The following is a 21,472-nucleotide window of genomic DNA, read 5'->3' on the forward strand; positions in this document are numbered from 1 at the left end:
GGTACAAAATTGGCATAATGAGAATTAACGATTAAACTCTGATGCTATGTTCCGCCTGAATCTTAAAATCGCACTTCGAAATCTTTGGAAAAACAAGAGCTACAGCCTCATCAATATCCTAGGGCTTTCTATCGGTATGGCCTGTTGTATCCTGATTTTTGTTTATGTGAGCTTTCAGCTTAGTTTTGATCGGGACTTTGAAAATAAAGATCGTATTTACCGTTTTGTTACCGATTGGAAATACAATAGTTTCGAGGATAACTCTGCTGGCGTGCCCATTCCGTTAATTGGAGCGGCGCGTAACGATATTGCCGGTTTGGAAAAAGTAGCAGGTATCCTGCGCGATGGGGGAGTAGTCATTGTAAAGGACGAACAAGGTAAAGAAAAGATCAAGGAAGACAAGTTTCTATACTATACCGATCCCGAGTTTTTCGATATTTTTAACGTAAACTGGTTGTATGGCAATCAGAATAACGGGTTGGCCGATCCCAATACCGTAGTTTTGGCCGAGAGCATGGCCCAAAAATATTTCGGCGGTGCCAAATCGGCGATGGGCAAGCCAATTACGATTAATGGCGGCACGCTTAAAGTGGTCGGCGTGTTTAAAGACATGCCCCAAAACAGCAGCTTTCCACTAAAAGTGGTCGTGAGTTTTCAGACCTATTACGCCAAAAACAATAAGGACTGGGAATCGGTAAGCTCGAGCAATGCATGCTATGCGCTTTTGAAAAAAGGAACTACCCTTGCAGATCTGCAAGCACCTTTGGCCAAGTTTAACGAAAAATACAACAAAGGAAACCTGCTGCCCGGTAACCAGAGCAACCGACTACAATCGTTAAAAGACATACATTTTGACGAACGTTATGGCAGTTTTGGCGAAAATACGATCACGAAAAAAGAAATCTATGGACTAATCGTTATTGGGCTTTTTCTGCTGCTCACAGCCTGTATCAACTTCATTAACCTGGCCACTGCGCAATCGATTAACCGCTCTAAAGAAGTTGGGGTACGCAAGGTAATGGGCAGTGCGCGCAAGCAGCTGATTTTTCAATTCCTTACCGAAACCTTGGCCATTACCCTCATTGCCTTGTTGATTGCCTGTGTGTTGTCTGAATTGTCGATTCCGCTGATGGAGAAGATACTGAACAATAAGGTCCACTTCAGCCTTTTCAAAAATCAGTCTATTTTTATATTTATGACGGGTTTGGTGGTGTTGGTAAGCTTTTTAGCTGGTTTTTACCCGGCATTGGTTATTTCGGGCTTCAATCCGGCGTTGGCCATTAAAAACAAGGTAACCGTAAATGCAGGGGGCTTGAGCCTGCGGAAGATATTGGTAGTGGTACAATTTGCCATTACGGTGGTTTTGATTATTGGTACGTTGGTGATCATGGACCAGATGGAATACATGCGCAAAAAACCTTTGGGATTCAATACACAATCGATAGCCATGGTAGGCCTGCCCAATGACAGCGCCAGTAAGGCCAAACGGGGTACGCTTAAAGAAAGGATATTGAAGGTTGCCGGCGTAGAAATGGTCAGCTATTGCACCATGGCGCCGATGTCTAATAACTTGAATACGACCAGTTTTAGTTTTAATGGACAGCAAAACAAGGATTTTGAAGTAAGGTTGGCACCATCAGACGAAAACTACTTTAAGCTGTTCGGACTGCAGCTCATTGCCGGCAAGGCATTTGCCAAAAGCGATTCGGCAAATGCCTATGTGGTGAATGAAACTTTCCTTAAGCAGGTCAATATTTCCGATCCGCAACAGGCTTTGGGCAAAATCATCGACCAAAATGGAAGGAGGGCTCCGATTGTTGGCGTAGTGAAGGATTTTAACGACCAATCGCTGCAGCAGCGCATTTCGCCACTGGCCATTTATCCAGAAAGCAGGCGCTACTACACCATGGCCCTCAAAATAGACAACAACCAGATGATGTCGGCCATGAAACAGGTAGCGCAAATATGGAACGACACTTTTCCGCAGGAGGTTTACTATGCCCAATTTCTGAACGAGAGCATCAACAATTACTATGAAGCAGAAAAAACCTTGGGCATGCTGTTCAAGGTATTTGCAGGCATCATTATTTTTATCTCTTTTATTGGACTTTTCGGCTTAATTTCGTTTGTGGCCGCACAACGTACGCGCGAGCTGGCCATCAGAAAAGTGTTGGGCGCATCGACCCAAGAGCTAGTCAAAATGCTGAACAGTTCTTTTTTATGGATGGTTTTTGTAGCCAACCTGGTGGCCTGGCCTTTGGCTTACCTGTTTGTTTCCGGCTGGCTTTCGGGTTTTGCCTATCGGATAGACCTCAGTGTATGGCCGTTTGTGTGGGCAATGCTTATTTCCATGGTCATTACGCTCATAACCGTGAGCATCCGCTCGTACAGGGCGGCAAAAGCCAATACCATTGACGCACTTAAATACGAATAAATAACATAGCAAGCGGTTGCCGGTTGGCAATCGTCATCAACAAATTAATATAAAGTCAGATGATTGAACTAAAAAACATAGAAAAATACTACGCCAATAAAGGGGTAAAAAGCTATATCCTGCGCCATGTAACCACCAGTATCAAAGCTGGCGAATTTGTTTCCATCATGGGCCCTTCGGGTGCCGGAAAATCTACCTTGCTCAACATCCTGGGCATGCTCGAAGAGCCAACTTATGGCGAGTACCATTTTATGGGCGAAGATGTAACCGCACTGAACGAGCGCAAAAGAATAGAACTGTACCGCAACCACATCGGTTTTGTGTTTCAGGCCTACCACCTCATTGATGAAATGACCGTGGCCGAAAATATTGAAGCTCCTTTGCTGTACAAAAAGATTTCGAGCGGAGAACGCAAAAGTCGCATTGCCGATATCCTCGACCGTTTTAATATCGTAGCTAAAAAAGACCTGTTTCCTAACCAGCTTTCGGGTGGCCAGCAGCAATTGGTGGGCATTGCCCGTGCCCTGGTAGCGCAGCCTTCCATTATTTTGGCCGATGAGCCTACCGGAAACCTGCAATCGGCACAGGCAGAACAGATCATGGATTTGTTTAAAAAACTGAATGAAGAAGAAAAGATTACCATCCTGCAGGTAACCCACTCGGAGAAAAATGCACAGTATGGCAACAGGATATTGAACATAGAAGATGGCGTAATTAAAGAGGATTTAGCCGTTGCCGTGCGATAGTTTTCATTGAGCAGTTTGCGGATAACAATTCGGGGCTAACCGTTCAATAGTTTAACAATGAAATGCTTAGGTTATGGTAAATAAGTCCATGCGCTAAGCAGCCGATAAACCATAAATAAACCAACCAATCAATTATATGTTTAAGATCAATTTCAAAATCGCATTGCGGAACCTGCTCAAAAACAAGGTTTATGCGGCGATCAATATCGGCGGACTTGCACTTGGGCTCACCGCTTTTGTATTGCTCCTGTTGTTCATCAACCACGAAAAAAACTACGATCAATGGGACACACAGCTCGAAAAGGTTTACCAGATCAGGGAAATGCACGATTTCTTTACGCCCGACAACAAGCCTCATTGGCAAGATATCGGCGATTCGCGCATTGCCAATCTCCTTACCGAGAAAGTGCCTCAGTTCAAACGCGTCACCAAGATCAGTAACAACTGGGGCAACGGCTATAGTTCCATCAAGGTGGCCCAGAACGAGCCGGTTCTACAGAAGGGATTTAGGGATGCCGATTCATCTTTCTTCAAGGTATTTCCTTATCAATTTATTTATGGCGACGAAAAAACGGCCATCAATAAGCCCCATACTGTTGTGTTGAAACAAAGTATAGCCAAGCAACTGTATGGAACCGATAAGGTGCTTGGCAAGACCCTGAAATTGGTCATGTGGCGCAATGATCCTGGCGAGGAATATACGGTTACGGGCGTGGTGGCCGATCCGGCAACTGCCCAAAGCGTAGCCTTTAACGCCATTACCCATAGTGGCAACCGGGAAAAGGACCCTGAAAACCCTGGGAGTTCTAATTATTGCCAGATTTATGCCTTGGCCAACCAAGCACTCGATACGGCTTCGCTAAACCAGAATTTGCTAAAAGTATACATCGATTTTAAAAAGGCCAGCTTTGCGCAGCGCAAAATCAATTTCGCCGATTATTACAAAGAGGGGAAAAAGCCGGGCCTAATGGCCTTTCCTATGCAGCAGGTACATTCAAATCCGGCATTGAGTTCGGGCTGGTTCGATAAAATAAAGCCTATAGTAGCGTTGTCTATTTTCCTGTTGCTGGTTTCTGTCATCAATTTTGTAAACCTGGCCACTGCGCAGTCGGTGCAAAGAGCCAAAGAAGTAGGCGTAAAGAAAGTATTGGGAGCCTATAAAAAACAACTGGTAATGCAATTTTTGGTCGAATCGGCCATTCAGAGCTTACTGGCCCTGTTTATTTGTGTTGCCCTAGTTGAAGTGCTTTTGCCTGCTTTTAGTAATCATTTTGAAGTAGAACTGAGTTTCTGGCGCAGCAAGCAACTGTTTAGCCTGGTGGTTCAGCTTTTAGGCCTTTTCGTGCTTATTACTTTGTTGGCGGGCTTCTACCCAGCCTGGGTACTGTCTAAATACAACCCGGTAAAGGTGCTGAAAGGTAATTATGAAAGCGGATTTAAAGGCATGGCTTTAAGAAACGGATTGGTTGTCCTGCAGTTTATCATCGCCGTTACCTTTATCATCGGCATCGGTGTAATGCAAATGCAGACCAGCTATATTGCCCATAAGGATTTGGGCTTCGACAAGAGCAAGCTCATCAATATTGCTACGAATTACGACGATAATTTTGCCGAAAGGATCAAGAAAATAGCTGGTGTGCAATACGTGGCCACCACTACACAAGTCATGGGCAATGCGTTTAACGTACCTCAAAAAATCACTTATAAAGACCAGCAATTCGACATCAATACCGTTACGGTAAGCATGGATGCCTTGCCTGCCTTGGGTGCACAGGTAGTTAGTGGCCGTATCTTTTCTCGCGAATACAAACAAGACACCGTCAATACAGCCGTACTCAATGAAACGGCCGCTAAACTGCTGGGCAAAAACATCGTTGGCCAAATGTACAAGAGCGGAGAAGGCGAACATCAGAATGCCTTTCAAATTGTTGGCGTAATTAAAGACTACAACAATGAGGGTTTTGATAAAGCCGTGTTGCCAACCATTTACAAGGTAACACAATTGGGAGGAAGTTCTAACACCAACAACCTTTTGGTAAGGTTCAATACCGAAAACTACCAAAATGCCATTAAGGGCATTGAAGTGGAATGGAAAAAGCTTTATCCAAACTATCCAATGCAGTATATCTCGGTAGAAGATGCATTTCAAAAGGAGTTGCAGTCTAGCAAGCGCTTAATGCAACTGGTGGTGCTGTTCAGTATTATTTCGGTTGTCCTTTCGCTATTGGGCTTGTTTGCCCTGTCTACTTTCATGGCCAAAAGAAGGACCAAGGAAATTGCCATCCGGAAGATTTTGGGGGCTTCAGATCTGCAGATCGTGAACATGCTGAATCGTTCTTTCCTGATTTTGGTATTGGCGGCCAACCTAGTCAGCTGGCCAATAGGCTATATTTTTACCAATAACTGGCTTTCTGGTTTTGCCTATAGGATAGACATGCCAATTTGGCCATTTGTCATCGCCACTTTATCATCGGTGATCATTGCGGTGCTTACCATTAGCATACAGGCCCGCAAAGCTGCGGTGAACAATCCGGTCGATGCATTGAAGTATGAGTAAAAGGTAGAAGGTAGAGGGGTAAAAGGCGTAGGGTTAAAGCGCCAAAAGACCTTCCGCCTTCCACCTCACAACCTTTAACCTTAAAAGAATGTTTAAAATCAATCTAAAAATTGCCCTCCGTAACCTTTGGAAAAACAAGGGCTATACCGCCATCAATATATTGGGCTTGGCAGCAGGCTTGGCGGGTTTCGTCATTATTCTGCTCTATATTGCCAAAGAAACGGGCTACGACAAATGGGACCCTGCCTTGAAAAGAACCTATATTGTAGCTGCGGATTTTACGAAAAACGGCGCAGAGAATAAAGGCACCAAAATCAAAGGCTTGCTGGCCAAGGTAATCAGGGAGCAGATTAGCGAAGCCGAAATCGTGTCGATAGGAAATATTACGGGAAGATTTGATGTCAAAATTGAAAAAGACGGCAAAACAATCAACGAACTGCTTCCTTCAGCCAGTGTAGACAGTAGCTTTTTCAGCTTGTATCCGCTTAAAGCCATTTATGGCCGAATGGAGGATATCTATACCGATAAAGACGCCATCGCCATTAGCGCTACAGCGGCCCATAAGCTGTTTGGTAATGCCGATCCGATTAATCAGGTTGTGGTTCAGAACAGGGGCGTCAATTTTCCTCCGGGCAAATTGGTAGTCAAGGCCGTATGGGACGATAAAAGGCAGGCATCGGTTTTCGGTTTAGACCTGCTGTATCAGGAAGATTTCAAGCAATATGGCAATCAGCTGCTCAATACCCCGTTTACCACCTTATTCAGGTTAAAGGAAAATGTAGATCAGCAAAAGGCTTTGAAAAAAATAAATGATGCCTATATTGTGGCGCTAGCCAAATATGTGGCCCAAAACAGCGATGCCAATTTTAAACCGTCGCAGCAGGAAGCGTTGAAGATTTTGAAGGAAAAGGAAGGCATTACGGCCATCAAATTGATCACAGAGCCGATCTCAAGCCTTAACCTCAGTACTTTTTATTCGGCCAATGCCAAGCAAACCACCATTTATATCCTCTTTGCCCTCGCTTCTTTCTTAATAATCATTTCCTGCATCAATTACACCAACCTCGCATTGGTTATGGCGCAGGCAAGAGCCAAGGAAGTGGGGGTTAAAAAAGTATTGGGTGCTTTTAAGTGGAGTTTAATTAAGCAGTTTTTTACCGAAACGGCTATTCAATGCACCATTGCCTTTTTATTGGCCCTCATTTTTGCAGAGTTGCTGTTGCCACAGGTCAACCGGCTGCTTGCAGATAACCTGGAACTGTTCAAGTCTTTTGATGTTTGGCTCATTTTGGGGCAGGCCCTGCTCATCTTATTGGTCATTATGTTGTTGGCAGGCGCCTATCCGGCGTTTATCCTGGCTGGTTTCCGTCCGGTTAAGGTATTGAAGGGCAATTTTAGTACGGCCACACACATTGGCAACCTGAGAAGGGTACTGGTGGTTGTGCAGTTTACCATTGCCATTGCACTGGTGATCAGTTTTGGGGTGATTTTCGCCCAGCTCAACTTTATGAAGCAAAAAGACTTGGGATTGAAATCCGATCAGCTGTTGTCGTTTAGGATTGCAAAATACACAAACCGGATATTGCCTCCCGCACATTTCGAATCGATTAAAAACAGGCTCTTGGCCATCAAGGGCGTGGAAGACGTAACCAGGTCGACCGAACAGCCGATCAACGATTCGGGTTTTGAAGATAATGTGCGCTATCACAATACCACAATCAGTGCCGAATCCAGATACGTAGATCCTAATTATTTAACGGTACTTGGTGCAAAATTAGCGCAAGGCAGAAATTTTTCATACCCATTGCTGGGTACCGATTCGCTGCAAAGCCTCGTGGTAAACGAAACAGCTTTCCGAAAACTGGGATTGGACAAGATCAACAGCCAGGTGGCTATTGAAGGCGATGACGAAGCTAAAAAATTCAACGTGATTGGTGTGGTTAAAGATATTCAGGTTTACGGGTTTGATCAGCCGATTATGCCAACCATTTACCTGGTGAGCGATTATAAGTTTCATTGGCGCACCAATGTGATTGTTCGTTTAAGCACGCATGATTTGGCGCAAACCACTGCGGCTATAAAGGAGCTTTGGAAGGAAATAGAGCCCGGAGCAGAAATTAAACCTGTTTTTGTGGATGAGGTTTTTGCAAAGATGAACAGCAGCTATGAAGTAAGCCAGAAAATCATCTTCTTTTTTGGTATGGTTACCTTGCTGATTTCTGTTTTCGGATTGATCGGCTTTGCCGCCTACACGGCAAAAATAAGGCTCAGGGAAATTGCGGTAAGGCGCATCCTTGGCGCATCCACCGGTTCGCTGCTTCAGTTGCTGAACAAGGATTTTGTAAAACTGGTACTAATTGCTAGCCTGTTGGCCGATGTTTTGGCCTATATTTATATGAAAAAGTGGTTTGCCGGCTTTGCCTATAGGATAGACATGCCTTACCTGATCTTTGTTTTGGTCAATACAGCCATTGTACTGATTACCATACTGACAGTAAGTGTTCAAAGCCTAAAAGCAGTAAAGTCAAAACCAGTTGATGCACTGAAATACGAGTAGTTGCAAAAGATAGAGCAGCAGCGTCCTAGGCATTATTTATCCAGTCAGCTGCTTATGCCATTTAAACATCCAATATGTTCAAACTGAACCTGAAAATCGCTTTCCGGAACCTGGTTAAAAACAAGGTCTATACCCTAGTCAATGTAATGGGACTGGCCTTGGGCCTGGCCGGTTTTATCTTCGTATTGCTTTATGTAAACCACGAAAAAAGCTACGACCACTGGGATCCTCAACTGAAAAAAGTGTATCAGCTACAGGAGCTCGATTTTTGGGCCATTAAAGAGGGCAAAAAAGAATGGATGGACAGGGCCGATCTGCGAATTCCTGAGCTGATTAAAGATAAAATGCCTCAGATTGAGGGTGTTGCCTTTTTTAATGAATCAGCGCCACAATCGGTGATTTTGGATGATAATAATCCGTTTATGCAAGAAGGCATCGTTGATGCCAACGAGGGTTTTTTCTCGGTTTTCCCTTTCCGATTTATCTACGGCACGCCAGAAAGCGCTTTTAGTAAACCGGGCAATGTGGTTATCAAGGAGAGCGTAGCCTTAAGGTATTTTGGGAAAATCAATCCGGTAGGCAAGACCATCAAAATCAACGAACAGAACTGGACCACCCCAGAAACTTATCTCGTTACCGGCGTGGTGGCCGATCCGGTAACGCCAAGCAGCGTCGATTTCCAGCTGATCAAGAGGGGGGGCAGAACGTTGCCGCTAAATGATAACTTCTATTTTTTTGCCACGGTTTTTGTAAAACTAAAAAGCCAGCAAACCGACGAATTGCTGAACCGTACCTTGCAAAATGTATATTATGATTTTAAGCTGGCCTTGTTTAAAAGACAGCAGCAAGCCATTGCAGGTTATCTTCAGCATGGACTTAAGCCATCGGCCCGTTTGGTGCCCCTGCATCAAATTCATCAAGAACCCCTAACAGGAAAAAGCTGGTTAAGCATGGTCAAGCCGGTTATCTTATTGTCGGCTTTGCTGTTCTTGATTTCGGTTATCAATTTTGTGAATATGTTTACGGCCCAAGCCGTATCGAGAGCCAAGGAGGTGGGCATTAAAAAAGTAATAGGAGCCCATAGGAAATCGCTGATTTTTCAATTCTTGATCGAAACGGCCTTGCAGTGCTTGATTGCCTTATTGTTAAGCACGGTTTTGCTAGAAGGCTTTTTGCCATACCTCAATCAGCTTTTTAACCTCGATTTATCGCTTGCGTTTAACCAAAACAACCTCATCATGCTTGCAGAGCTTGTGTTGCTCTTGCTATTGGTTATCCTGATGGCTGGAACCTATCCTGCATTTTTTCTGTCGTCGTACCGCCCCCAAAATGTTTTAAAGGGCAATTTTGGACATAGCCACAAAGGCAAAACATTAAGAAACTTGTTGGTTGGCTTGCAGTTTGTCATCGCGGTTGGCTTTTTTATCGGCATTATGGTTATTTCAAGGCAGATGCAGTACATGGAAAACAGAGATCCCGGGTTTAGTGCCAATGCCGTTATCCACATCAAAACATCCTTCGATAAAAGAATAGCCGCCCAGCTTAAAAGCATCGATGGCGTGAAGTACGTAGGTAGCAACGATGGGATGATTAGCCTAAATCACAAACTTACGGGCAAATACAGATACAACAACGAATCGAAAGAGCTGAATACTGTGCTTGTAAACTTTGAAGGCTTGCAGGCGCTTGATGTAAAATTATTGCAAGGCCGTTTGTTCGAAAGCCATAATGCACAGGATAGCCTAGGCACGGTCATCTTAAACGAAAGCCTTGAAAAAGCCTATGGAGGCCATATGATCGGCAAGTTCATTTACGTGAATGATAGCCTGCCGGCACAGGTTGTGGGAATAATTAAGGATATACAGGTGGCCGGTTTCGAAACCAGGATTTTGCCAACGGTTTATACGGCGGCTAATAACAATGCCACAGGCTACCCGAACCAAGGTGTAAACTACATTGTCAAATTCGATCAGCAAAAACAAAAAAATGTACTAGCCGCCATCAACGGGGTTTGGAAACGACAATATCCGGCTTTCCCGTTCAGTTATACCTATATTCAAGACGATTTGAGCAAGGTGCTGGTGGTACACGAACGTTTTAAGGAAATGGTGAAGCTATTTTCGTTTTTGTCTATTTCCCTTTCGCTAATTGGTCTGTTTGCATTAGCTGCGTTTTTAACCAAGCAACGTACCAAGGAAATTGCCATTAGAAAGGTTTTGGGCGCCGATCATCGGACACTGTTCCTGTTGCTCAACAAAAACTACGTTTGGCTCATGGTTATTGCCAATGTGGTTTCGTGGCCCTTCATCTATATTGCCGTCAACCATTGGCTTAGTGGCTTTGCCTATCGAATTGATCTGCCGGTTTTGCCTTTTGTAATCGCTTTCGGAGTTTCTATCGCTACCACTGTCCTTACGGTAAGCATCCAAGTTAAAAATGCCGTTACGGCCAAACCTGTTGATGCGCTTAAATACGAGTAGCCGATTTCCAATTTCAGTTGGCAGTTTTAATTAACAAGTTCCCGCAAAATTAGCAACGTTAAAATGCCGTCGCCACACTTAGACGCTCTTAGGCGTCTCAGGTGGTTTAAAATATGCGATTAGTTGGTAGTTTCAATGAACAAGGTCTCGTAAGTAAAGTGCCCATCATCCTGCTTAGGCGCCGTGGGATGTCTGAGGTGGTCTGAATATGTTAGGCGCCTTAGTTGATGAAATCCTAATTGGCAATGCAATTCACAATAGAAGCAATTTAACCACCCCGTAATCAAACCAATAAGCTAACTTTGTGTCATGCAAAGAACTTTTGTCGATCAGCTGGGCAACGAACTGACCATTAACTACCCGCCTAAACGGATTATTTCTATTGTGCCTTCCCAAACCGAGCTCTTGTTCGATTTGGGCCTCGATGAAGAAGTAATCGGAGTAACCAAGTTCTGCATCCATCCGATAGCAAAATTTGCCGCCAGGGCAAAAGTAGGAGGTACTAAAAAACTGCGTATCGACGAAATCAGGCGCCTGCAGCCCGACCTCATCATTGGCAACAAAGAAGAAAATACCCAGGCCGAAATCGAGTTGCTCATGCAAGAATTTCCGGTTTGGATGAGCGATATCTACAACCTCGACGATGCCATGACCACCATCAGGCAAATAGGGGAGCTCGTTAACCGCGAACCTGAAGCGGCCTACCTCAACCACCTCATCAATGCCGGTTTCAACGACCTCCAGGCGCTGGCCCTTGCCAAAGGCATTAATCAAAACGTAGCCTACCTCATTTGGAAAGACCCTTACATGTTGGCGGGCAACAATACCTTTATCGACGATATCTTAAGGAAGATCGGCCTCAGCAACGCCATTTCCCAAAGCCGCTATCCAGCCTTAACCCTTGAGGAGCTGCAAACTTTAAACTGCCAGCTGATTTTGCTCTCGTCAGAACCCTACCCATTTAAGGAAAAACATATAGAAGAACTGCAGGAAGCCTTGCCTCAGGCTAAGGTTTTGCTCGTAGACGGCGAAATGTTCTCCTGGTATGGCAGCAGGCTGGTTAAGGCTGTGCAATACCTGTTCAATTTCCAGCAACAGTTGGCAGGTTTTTAGCCATCATTAACTGACGTTGCCCAGTGCTTTGGCCCGGATTGAGCAATCAGCGGTTAAAGAATTTGTCTTTTTCTTTTCCATGGCCTTTAAGCTAACCGGTTAATTCACTTTGAGTTAGTATGGTTGTGGTGCGCAAGAAAGCATTACGGTGTGTATTTTCGGATATTTTTTTAAAATAAATTCTAATATTTTTTTGGAGAATTAAAGGGAAACGCTATCTTTGCAATCCAAAATAAATCCTAAATAACTGCGGAAGTGGCGTAATTGGTAGCCGCACCAGACTTAGGATCTGGCGCTTCACGGCGTGGGGGTTCGAGTCCCTTCTTCCGCACCAAAAGATAAGACCGTTTCGAGTAATTCTGAAACGGTTTTATTTTTAAAAGGTAATTGGTAAAGAAATAAACATAAACCGATGTGGGCCGGCCAGGTGTTAAGCCTTAAATCCCGCATCTCATTACTCAGATCTAGAATAGAATGAACATCGCACAGGAAAAAGTTGACGATTTAAATGCAGTAGTAAAAATTACCATTGCGCCTGAAGATTACAATCCAAGAGTAGAAAAAGCCCTCAAAGAGCAAGCTAAAAAAGCTAACCTTCCAGGCTTCCGCAAAGGAATGGTTCCAGTTGGCCACATCAAGAGAATGTATGGCAAAAGCATTTTGGTTGAAGAAATCAACAACATGCTGAACGAGAACATCTCTAAGCACCTTACCGATAACCAAGTTGAAGTTTTGGGTCAGCCATTGCCGGTTATGGACGATGCCGAGTACAAATGGGACAACACAGATTCTTTCGAATTCAAATACGAATTAGGTTTGGCTCCAGCAGTTGATGTTGAAGTTACTTCTAAAGATAAATTTACACACTACAACGTAAAAGCCGACGAAGAAACCTTGGCCGCACGGATCAAAAACATCCGCAAAAGCTATGGCAAAATGTCAAATCCTGAAGTTTCGGCAGAAGGTGATGTGCTTTATGCAGAATTGACACAACTATCGCCTGACGGTTCGGTTTTCGAAGGTGGCATTACCAGTACAGGTTCTGTCCGCTTAGACTTGGTTACCGATAAAAAGATCCTGAAATCTTTGGTTGGTTTAAAGAAAGACGATGTCGTAGATATTGACATCCAAAAAACTTTCGACAACAACGAAGCTGTAATTGCCAAATTGTTGAATATCAGCGAAGAAGATGCCAAAGAATTGAAGTCGAAATTCAAGGTAACGGTTAAAAACGTAAACCGTCTTGAAGAAGCCGATTTAAACCAAGAGTTCTTTGATAAAATATTTGGTGCAGGTGTAGTGAGTGACGAAGCCGGATTTACAGCCAAAATTACCGAAGAAGTGGAGGCCATGTTCAAACAGGATGCAGATCGTAAATTGCAAAACGATATCTATACCCAGTTAACCGAACAAAGCAAAATGCAATTGCCAGACGAGTTTTTGCGCAAGTGGTTAAAAGCCACCAACGAAAAGCTTTCTGACGAAGAATTGGAGCAAGGTTATGCAGATTTTGCCAAAAACCTGAAATGGACTTTGATCGAAAACAAAATCATTAAAGACAACGATATCAAAATCGAATACAAGGATGTTTTTGAATTGGCCAAGGCCCGTTTAGATGCACAATTCAAAATGTACAGCCCTCAGGCATTGCCAGAAGACCAATTGGCTCAATATACGGCCAACTTCTTGCAGGAAAAAGAAAATGCCAACCGTATTTTCGATGAGGTAAAGGCATTGAAAGTATTCGACTACATCAAATCGGTAGCTACATTAAACGAAAAAGAAATCGCCTATAATAAGTTTATCGAGTTGAAGTAGGCAAGCGTAAGGCTAGGCGAATAGCGTTTTATGGTATTGTTGTCGTATTTGATGATGGACAATTAAATTTCAATCGCACTAGGTTTGGCAGTAATCGATAGAATTTACCGGTCAATTGCTTGAGATGGCTGACCAATTGTCAGCAATTAAGAAATATAGATTTGCAGAGCAGTCCAATGGGCTGCTCTTAGCATATCTAATGATATTGCAGGAGGTTCTGGTTCTGCTTCTGGTCTGTAATTTACTCATTTTCTGAACGTTGTGTATCGTGCTGCGTCTGCGAACATAAATATTTTAGTGGCATTAGCAAGAAGAAAATTAATTTCCGACATTCGGTTAACCTATTATCTGGAAGAATTGGATAAATTGGCACGGAAATTAACCAACCTCAAGAAATATTTATTAAAATTATAAATCAAGTTTGGAAGGCGGGTTGCCCCCAATCGCCTAAGGCCAAACACTAAACGCAACAACATGAAAATAGATAAAGAAGAATTCAGAAAATACGCAGTTAAGCACCATAGAATTAACGGTTTAAACGTTGACAGATTCATTGCCTCTACCAATAATTCGCCAAAATCGATGACGCCTTATATTATCGAAGAGCGTCAGTTGAACGTAGCCCAAATGGACGTGTTCTCGCGTTTGATGATGGATCGTATCATCTTTTTGGGTGATGCCATCTACGACCAGAACGCCAACATCATCCAGGCGCAGCTGTTGTTTTTGCAATCTACAGATGCCAATCGCGATATCCAGATCTACATCAACTCGCCAGGAGGCTCGGTATATGCCGGATTAGGCATTTACGACACCATGCAGTACATTACGCCTGATGTAGCAACCATTTGTACCGGCATGGCCGCTTCAATGGGAGCAGTATTATTGGTGGCGGGCGCTAAAGGCAAGCGTGCAGCGTTAAATCATTCGAGGGTAATGATCCACCAGCCATCGGGAGGCGCACAAGGCGTTGCTTCAGATATGGAGATCAACCTGAGAGAAATGTTAAAATTGAAAAAAGAACTTTACGACATCATTTCAGCACACTCTGGCCAAAGCTACGAGTGGGTAGAGAAAGCTTCAGACCGCGATTACTGGATGAAAGCCGACGAAGCCAAAGGTTTTGGTATGATTGATGAAGTATTGGGCACAACAAAATAAAGAAAAGAGTTGTGGGTTGCAAGTTGTGGGCCAATTGCCATAACTTGCAACCGATAACCTGTAACTAAAGGAAAATGGCTAAGCAAAATAAAGACTCCCGTTGCTCTTTCTGTAACTCTCCGAAGCAGGAAACCTTAATGCTGATAGAGGGAATGGACGCCTATATATGCGACAAATGTGTAACGCAGGCCAATGTTTTATTGGCCCAAGAGCTGGGTAGCAGAAAAAACAAGGCTTTCGACGAATCGTTTAGCTTATTAAAGCCTGCAGAAATAAAAGCACACATCGACCAGTATGTAATTGGGCAGGATGATGCTAAAAAAGTACTTTCGGTAGCGGTGTACAACCACTACAAAAGATTGAGCCAAAAGCTGGAGAAAGACGAAGTAGAGATCGAAAAATCGAATATCATGCTGGTTGGCGAAACCGGAACAGGAAAAACCCTGTTGGCTAAAACCATTGCCAAAATTCTGCATGTGCCTTTCTGCATTGTTGATGCAACCGTGTTAACCGAAGCAGGTTATGTAGGCGAAGATGTGGAAAGCATTTTAACCCGTCTGCTACAGGCTGCGGATTATGATGTGGCTGCCGCCGAAAGGGGCATTGTTTACATCGACGAGGTGGATAAGGTTGCCCGTAAAAGCGATAACCCTTCCATTACCCGCGATGTATCGGGAGAAGGCGTGCAACAGGCCTTGCTCAAGATCTTGGAAGGTACCATTGTAAATGTACCACCACAGGGAGGCAGGAAGCATCCAGACCAAAAAATGATCCCGGTAAACACCAATAATATCCTGTTTATCTGCGGAGGCGCTTTTGATGGCATTGAACGTAAAATTGCCAACCGCTTGCGTACCCAGGCCGTAGGTTACAAGGTGAAGAAAGACGATCAGGATTTGGACCTGAAAAACCTGTACAAGTATATTACGCCGCAAGATTTGAAGGCTTTTGGCCTTATTCCAGAATTGATTGGCCGTGTGCCGGTGCTAACCCACCTGAACCCATTGGATATTGAAGCCTTGCGCAACATCTTAACCGAGCCCAAAAACTCGTTGATTAAGCAATACACCAAGTTGTTCGACTATGAAAACGTAAAATTGATCTTCGATGAAGAAGTGCTCGATTTTATTGTAGGGAAGGCTATGGAGTACAAACTGGGGGCAAGGGGATTGCGTTCCATTTGCGAAGCGATCATGCTCGATGCCATGTACGACACGCCATCAGATGAACATGTAAAAGAACTGCACATTACCCTGGATTATGCCATCGAAAAATTCGAAAAGGCAGACTTCAAAAAGCTAAAAGCAGCATAAAAATTAATCCCGACCTGTTCGGGATTTTTTGTTTTAAGGGAAGAAATGTTTGGCTTTTCCTCCTGCTGTAAACCGTAACCAAGCCATATTTAGGTGCGCTTGTTGTTTTAATTATTGAATATTCGGCTAAAATTCGTATATTTGCAGATTAAATAGCGAAGACATTTTGCAAAGTGTCTCATTGAAGATAAGTTTTCGCCTCTGGTTGCCACAGGCTGCCGATCAAAAAAATACCTTATGAAAGAAAATAGCTTAACAAAAAAATAATAACCGCATCAAAAAATCCCGACCTGTTCGGGATTTTTTTTAACATAATATTTTTAAATTTAAAGAAAGGAGTATAAAAAGATGAACGAAGAAAAAGACGTCAAAAAAGATGAAGCGATCGTAAAGAAAGCACAAAAAGTAAAAGAGGTAGAAACTCCTGTAAAAGCCGGTTTAAAATCAAAAGAAGATATTGTAAAGAACTGGTTGCCACGTTATACGGGACGGCCCTTGGAAGAGTTTGGCCAATATATCCTGTTGACCAATTTCAGCAAGTACCTAGCCATGTTCTCTGAATGGAACGACAATGCTCCGATTATGGGGTTAGACAAGCCGATGCAAAGCGTAACGGCAAATGGCATTACTATTATCAATTTTGGAATGGGCAGTCCGCTGGCGGCAACCATGATGGATTTGTTGACGGCTATTATGCCAAAGGCGGTACTGTTTTTGGGCAAATGCGGCGGTTTGAAAAAGAAAAACCAACTGGGCGACCTGATTTTGCCTATCGCAGCCATCAGAGGCGAAGGTACCTCTAACGATTACCTGCCAGCCGAGGTGCCGGCATTGCCAGCTTTTGCTTTGCAGAAAGCGATTTCGACCACCATCAGGGATCATTCTAGGGATTATTGGACAGGAACTTGTTATACCACCAACCGCAGGGTTTGGGAGCACGACAAAGAATTCAAAAAATACCTGAAAAGCCTAAGGGCAATGGCCGTTGATATGGAAACTGCTACCATTTTCACTACGGGTTTTGCCAACAAAATCCCAACGGGGGCCTTGTTGCTGGTTTCAGATCAGCCCATGATCCCAGAGGGCGTAAAAACAAGCGAAAGCGACAGCTCGGTAACTGCCAATTATGTAGAAACCCACTTAAAAATCGGTATCGATTCGCTGAAGCAACTCATCAATGGCGGTTTAACCGTTAAGCACCTTAAATTCTAAGGTCATTCTTTTGGCTGGAGGCAGGAGGGGTCTGTTAAACAACGGATTCTTCGCTGCATGCTCCATTTGGGGCTTTCAGTTACTTAACGATACAAGTCCGCAAAGCCGTTGTAAAAGGCGCTCTCAGGTGGTCAAAAAATGAGCAGTTATCAGTTGGCGGTTTTCAGTTAACACAAACGCGCGAGATTTCGCGAAAATTAATCGCATTAGTTGAACTTAGATATCCTTAAATACCTCAGGCTGTGAAATCAAAAGCTTTCCAATTTTAGTCTTCCAAGCTCTTGGGGTAATCAAACAATAGCACATTGCCGGTATTGCTACTGATCATTTTCCAACTGTCAAAAGGAAATTGAATACGTATAACAGAAGCTGTAGGCATGTTTACGATATGTCCGTTGCACAGGTAGTTGGCCAAATCGGTTAAGCCGGGATTGTGCCCAAATAGGGCAATTTGATCGTATTGATCGTCTAGTTGGTTAATTACTTTTAATAGCGATTTTACGCTAGCCTCGTAAATGGCAGGTTCCAGCTCAATATTTTCCATGGGGATATGCCAGGCTGTGGCGAAATATTGGGCTGTAGTTATTGCCCTTAATGCAGGGCTGCTCACTATAAGCTCGGGTACGACCTGTTGCTTGACCAATCTTTCGGCCATTTCTGGGGCGCTGCTTTTACCTCTGCCGTTTAAAGGCCTGTCAAAATCCCTCAAACCCGCATTTCCCCAGTCAGATTTAGCATGCCTTATTAAAAGTAGCTGTTTTCCCATCTTTAATTTTAAATGATTAAACGAACAAATACTACAGAAATTATTCCTAAAATGTTTATCGCCAATAATCGGCTACCCAAGGCGCCGGTTGCACATAGCGGTACCATTTTCCCCGTCCACCTTTTATCGCTTTATGTGGATTGATTTCCCCATGGAAGATGATAATCTTTGCCCCTTTAGGAATGAATGGCTTTACCCAAAATGCCAAAGGAAACTTCGAAACACAATCGTATTTATAGCTTGGGCACCATTCTTTTGGCCAATAGGCCAGTTTCCCTTTGTCGTAAATGGCTTGGGTAAGGTATTCCTGTTCATTGCGATGGCGTTTCCTGATTTCGTCGAAATTTTGGAGGAAATCGTCAAATACATAGCCATGCTGGCCAATTTCAAAGCGGTAAACGGATGAGTTTCCCGTAATGCGCCATTGTTTTTTGTAATCCTTAATAATGAGGAATTCGCCTTTATAATCGAAAAAACAATCAATTGGTGCTACAATTACAATATCAAGGTCCAGGAAAAGCGCAGTGCCTTTTAAACCGTATAAATCCTCTTTTAAAGTAGAGAGCTTTTTCCACATCCGCTCTGGAAGTCCGCCAGGCAATTCCATGGCTGGTATTGGAAAACACTGTACTTCTGGTGTAATGCCTGTTTCGTCGTCGGTAAAACAAACCATCTTAAAAGGATAGCTAAGGTTTCTGGTTACCATAGCATGAAGTCTATTCACGTATTCGGGGCCATATAGCTTGCCCCATTTCATGCAAAAGATGTATTTTTCAGACATTATAAGGATTTCCTTGTATAGTTATAGCGCTCAAAATAAAGTTATAAATTATTAGTAACGTTATTTTGGTTCATTTTGTTCAAAGTATGCAGTTATTTGTTCTAGGCTGAACGCATTTAGACAGTTAGAGGCGGTCAGGCCTCCTTTTCTGGCAATTAAAGTGCCAAAATGCATGTCGTGGAAGCCTTCCTTGCGGTGTGCATCGGGATTGATGCACAAGAGCACCCCTTTCTCGAGTGCATAGCGGTGCCAGCGCCAATCGAGGTCTAAACGCAAGGGGTTGGCATTGATTTCTATGGCTACCTGGTTAGCCGCACAGGCATCGATTACTTGCTGATAATCGATTTCGTAGCCCTTTCTGCTCAGCAAGAGTCTGCCGGTAGGATGCCCCAGAATGGTGGTATAGGGATTTTCGATGGCTTTGATGAGGCGGGCTGTTGCCTTGTCGCGATCCATGCGCAAGTTGCTGTGCACGGAGGCTACTATGAAATCGAAGGTCTTAAGGATGTCGTCGCTATAATCTAGCGAACCATCGTTCAGGATATCGCTTTCTATGCCCTTAAAGATTTTAAAAGGCGCAAGTTTTTGGTTCAGCTCGTCTATTTGGCGGTGCTGTGCCCAGACACGTTCTTCGCTCAGCCCCTTGGCATAGAATGCCGATTTGGAGTGGTCGCAGATGCCTAAATAAGACAATCCCAAATTCTCTTTGCAATAAATGGCCATTTCTTCCAGCGTATGCACGCCGTCGCTCCAATCAGAGTGGTTGTGCAAGGTGCCTTTAAGGTCTTTGTATTCGATGAGTTGAGGCAACTGGTGTTTTTGGGCCAATGCTATTTCGCCCAGATCTTCCCTCAGTTCGGGTGCGATAAAATCTAGCTCTGCTTGGGCATAAATAGCCTCTTCGCTGGCAAATGGGCCATTTCCGGCCAATTCGAGTACTTTTTTTACATGGCTTTCGTTACCGGTAAGCTTAAAATACTGCAGGTAAAAGTCTTCGTGGGGTACGATTTCCAAACGGATATGCAGGCCAGCTTCGGTAGTTGCCGAAAATACATTATCGCTAACCGCTGCAAAGGGAAGGCCTTCGAAAGAAGCCAGCTGCTCTTCAGAAATGACGTCAGAGCCCAGTACGAGAACCACTTCTTCTATAATTTCGCAATTCCGCCTAAAGTCGCCAGCAACACTCAGTAGGGCATGGTGGTCGGCTTTGTTCAGCCATACGGCCATGTCGGCCAAAAGCTGGTACACGGCAGCTTCTACTTGGGCATATAAAAACTTGCCGTTGGCGGCCATTTTAAATTCGATGATTTTTTTGATCTCCTCCTGGGTTTTCAGGCCAAAACCTTTGGCTTCAACCAACCTGTTCTCGTTGCAGGCATAGTAAAGCTCGCCAACGTTTTCGATGTGGAGCTCATGCCAGATAATACCGATTTTTTTTGGGCCGATGCCTTTGATGCCCAGCATTTCTACAATGCCCGGAGGCGTTTGTGCCAAAAGCGTTTCGAGCTCCTGTAGCGTGCCTGTTTGAAGTAGCTCAACTACCTTTCCTGCAATGCTTTTTCCGATGCCGTCTATTTTGTCCAGCTCGTTCAATGGCTTTTGGGCGATGGCAAAGGGTAACTTGTCTATCTTGAAAGCCGCATTGGCTACCGATTTGATTTTAAAGGGATTTTCTTCGTGCAGCTCCATCAGTTGAGACAGCAGTCGAAGTGTTCTGGCTATGGGTTTGTTCTCCATCGGCGTAAAAGTAAAAGTAAAATGGCAAATGTGAAAAGCTTTTTATACGATTAAGCACAAATGAGCTGCTTATTTGTTAAAGGATGATGAAACCATTATTAATTTGATAACCTAAACAGGGAGTTGTTGAGGAATGATGGCTTTCATGTGGTTGAAATAAACGATTAAGCAGATGAAAAAATTGAACTGGATATTGATTTTGGCAACCTTGGCCATAGTCGCCTGTCGCAACAAACAAGTTAAGCTGCAAGCTACCGAGGTAAGCCAAAGCGAAGCAACCGCTACCGATAGCAGTACTTTGATTATAGCTGGCCAACAAATCGGTGAACTGCACCTGAACCAGGACGCTACCGAAGTGGCCAAGCTGTTGGGCAAACCCAATGCCGGCGATGCGGCCATGGGCAAAGCCTGGGGTATTTGGTACGACAAAGGCGATTCGTCAATTGTAAACTATGCAGTTTACACCACCTATAGCGACAGCACCATGCGAACCAAAAGCGTACAGCAATTGCGCACCAGATCGCCCTTGTATAAAACTGCAGCTGGTTTAGGCGTGCGGTCCGATTTTTCGATGTTGCGCAATGTTTACCCTGCCTTACAAAAGTTGGATAGCTACCGGCATACGAAAACAAAAGATACCTTGACGATTTATGACGACGTACAAAAGGGGATTGCCTTTGAATTGGTTAACAACAGCTGTGTTGCGGTTATCGTGCATCCGGTCCATAAAAAAAGCAATGAAACCTACTTGACGTATGATCCCGATTGGAAACTGATCAAATAGATTTGATTGCTTA

General features: G+C 43.9%; 14 protein-coding genes and 1 tRNA gene. 12 read left to right on the plus strand and 3 right to left on the minus strand.

Annotation, left to right across the window (positions count from 1 at the left end; translation table 11 throughout):
- The first annotated feature begins 46 nt into the window (after positions 1–46).
- The 11 genes from AC6H1S_RS06130 to AC6H1S_RS06180 all read left to right on the plus strand — a co-directional run bounded on the left by AC6H1S_RS06130 (position 47) and on the right by AC6H1S_RS06180 (position 17,391).
- On the plus strand, positions 47–2,434 hold the full coding sequence (locus tag AC6H1S_RS06130; protein ID WP_497565532.1) for an ABC transporter permease: 2,388 nt from the start codon (positions 47–49) through the stop codon (positions 2,432–2,434).
- A gap of 59 nt (positions 2,435–2,493) precedes the next feature.
- The gene (locus AC6H1S_RS06135; protein ID WP_199141545.1) at positions 2,494–3,180 is read left to right on the plus strand and encodes an ABC transporter ATP-binding protein; all 687 of its coding nucleotides are present in this window, start codon (positions 2,494–2,496) and stop codon (positions 3,178–3,180) included.
- A 136-nt stretch (positions 3,181–3,316) separates the two neighbouring features.
- Positions 3,317–5,737 (plus strand): ABC transporter permease, encoded by a 2,421-nt coding sequence (locus AC6H1S_RS06140; RefSeq protein WP_497565533.1) that lies wholly within the window; start codon positions 3,317–3,319, stop codon positions 5,735–5,737.
- Positions 5,738–5,825: 88 nt separating this feature from the next.
- Positions 5,826–8,294: an ABC transporter permease gene (locus AC6H1S_RS06145; RefSeq protein WP_497565534.1), complete on the plus strand. Its 2,469-nt coding sequence runs from the start codon at positions 5,826–5,828 to the stop codon at positions 8,292–8,294.
- 74 nt (positions 8,295–8,368) lie between these two features.
- A complete protein-coding gene (locus AC6H1S_RS06150; RefSeq protein ID WP_497565535.1) occupies positions 8,369–10,774 on the plus strand; it encodes an ABC transporter permease in 2,406 nt (801 codons plus the stop codon).
- 309 nt (positions 10,775–11,083) lie between these two features.
- Positions 11,084–11,887, plus strand: a complete 804-nt coding sequence (locus AC6H1S_RS06155) for an ABC transporter substrate-binding protein (RefSeq protein ID WP_497565536.1) — start codon at positions 11,084–11,086, stop codon at positions 11,885–11,887.
- Positions 11,888–12,136: 249 nt separating this feature from the next.
- Positions 12,137–12,221, plus strand: a tRNA-Leu gene (locus AC6H1S_RS06160).
- Positions 12,222–12,361: 140 nt separating this feature from the next.
- Complete coding sequence (gene tig / locus AC6H1S_RS06165; RefSeq protein ID WP_199140762.1) at positions 12,362–13,705, plus strand: trigger factor; 1,344 nt, start codon at positions 12,362–12,364, stop codon at positions 13,703–13,705.
- A 474-nt stretch (positions 13,706–14,179) separates the two neighbouring features.
- Positions 14,180–14,866: an ATP-dependent Clp endopeptidase proteolytic subunit ClpP gene (clpP, locus tag AC6H1S_RS06170; RefSeq protein WP_199140761.1), complete on the plus strand. Its 687-nt coding sequence runs from the start codon at positions 14,180–14,182 to the stop codon at positions 14,864–14,866.
- A 74-nt stretch (positions 14,867–14,940) separates the two neighbouring features.
- On the plus strand, positions 14,941–16,179 hold the full coding sequence (gene clpX / locus AC6H1S_RS06175) for an ATP-dependent Clp protease ATP-binding subunit ClpX (protein WP_330107165.1): 1,239 nt from the start codon (positions 14,941–14,943) through the stop codon (positions 16,177–16,179).
- 348 nt (positions 16,180–16,527) lie between these two features.
- Positions 16,528–17,391: an AMP nucleosidase gene (locus tag AC6H1S_RS06180; RefSeq protein ID WP_199140759.1), complete on the plus strand. Its 864-nt coding sequence runs from the start codon at positions 16,528–16,530 to the stop codon at positions 17,389–17,391.
- Positions 17,392–17,656: 265 nt separating this feature from the next.
- Here the strand turns inward: AC6H1S_RS06180 and AC6H1S_RS06185 are convergent, their stop codons facing one another.
- From AC6H1S_RS06185 to AC6H1S_RS06195, 3 genes are read right to left on the minus strand one after another with little or no spacing between them, the layout of a single operon-like run.
- Complete coding sequence (locus AC6H1S_RS06185; RefSeq protein WP_497565537.1) at positions 17,657–18,157, minus strand: SixA phosphatase family protein; 501 nt, start codon at positions 18,155–18,157, stop codon at positions 17,657–17,659.
- A gap of 55 nt (positions 18,158–18,212) precedes the next feature.
- Entirely contained in the window at positions 18,213–18,938 is a 726-nt protein-coding gene (locus AC6H1S_RS06190; RefSeq protein WP_497565538.1) for a hypothetical protein, read from the minus strand.
- A 60-nt stretch (positions 18,939–18,998) separates the two neighbouring features.
- Positions 18,999–20,675 carry a DNA polymerase/3'-5' exonuclease PolX gene (locus tag AC6H1S_RS06195; protein WP_497565539.1) on the minus strand — a complete coding sequence of 559 codons (1,677 nt, stop codon included), beginning with the start codon at positions 20,673–20,675 and terminating at the stop codon, positions 18,999–19,001.
- Between the two features lie 172 nt (positions 20,676–20,847).
- Between AC6H1S_RS06195 and AC6H1S_RS06200 the strand changes: the two genes are divergently transcribed.
- Entirely contained in the window at positions 20,848–21,459 is a 612-nt protein-coding gene (locus tag AC6H1S_RS06200; RefSeq protein ID WP_497565540.1) for a hypothetical protein, read from the plus strand.
- The last annotated feature ends 13 nt before the right edge of the window (positions 21,460–21,472 follow it).

The organism is Pedobacter sp. TM02, from assembly GCF_059705275.1.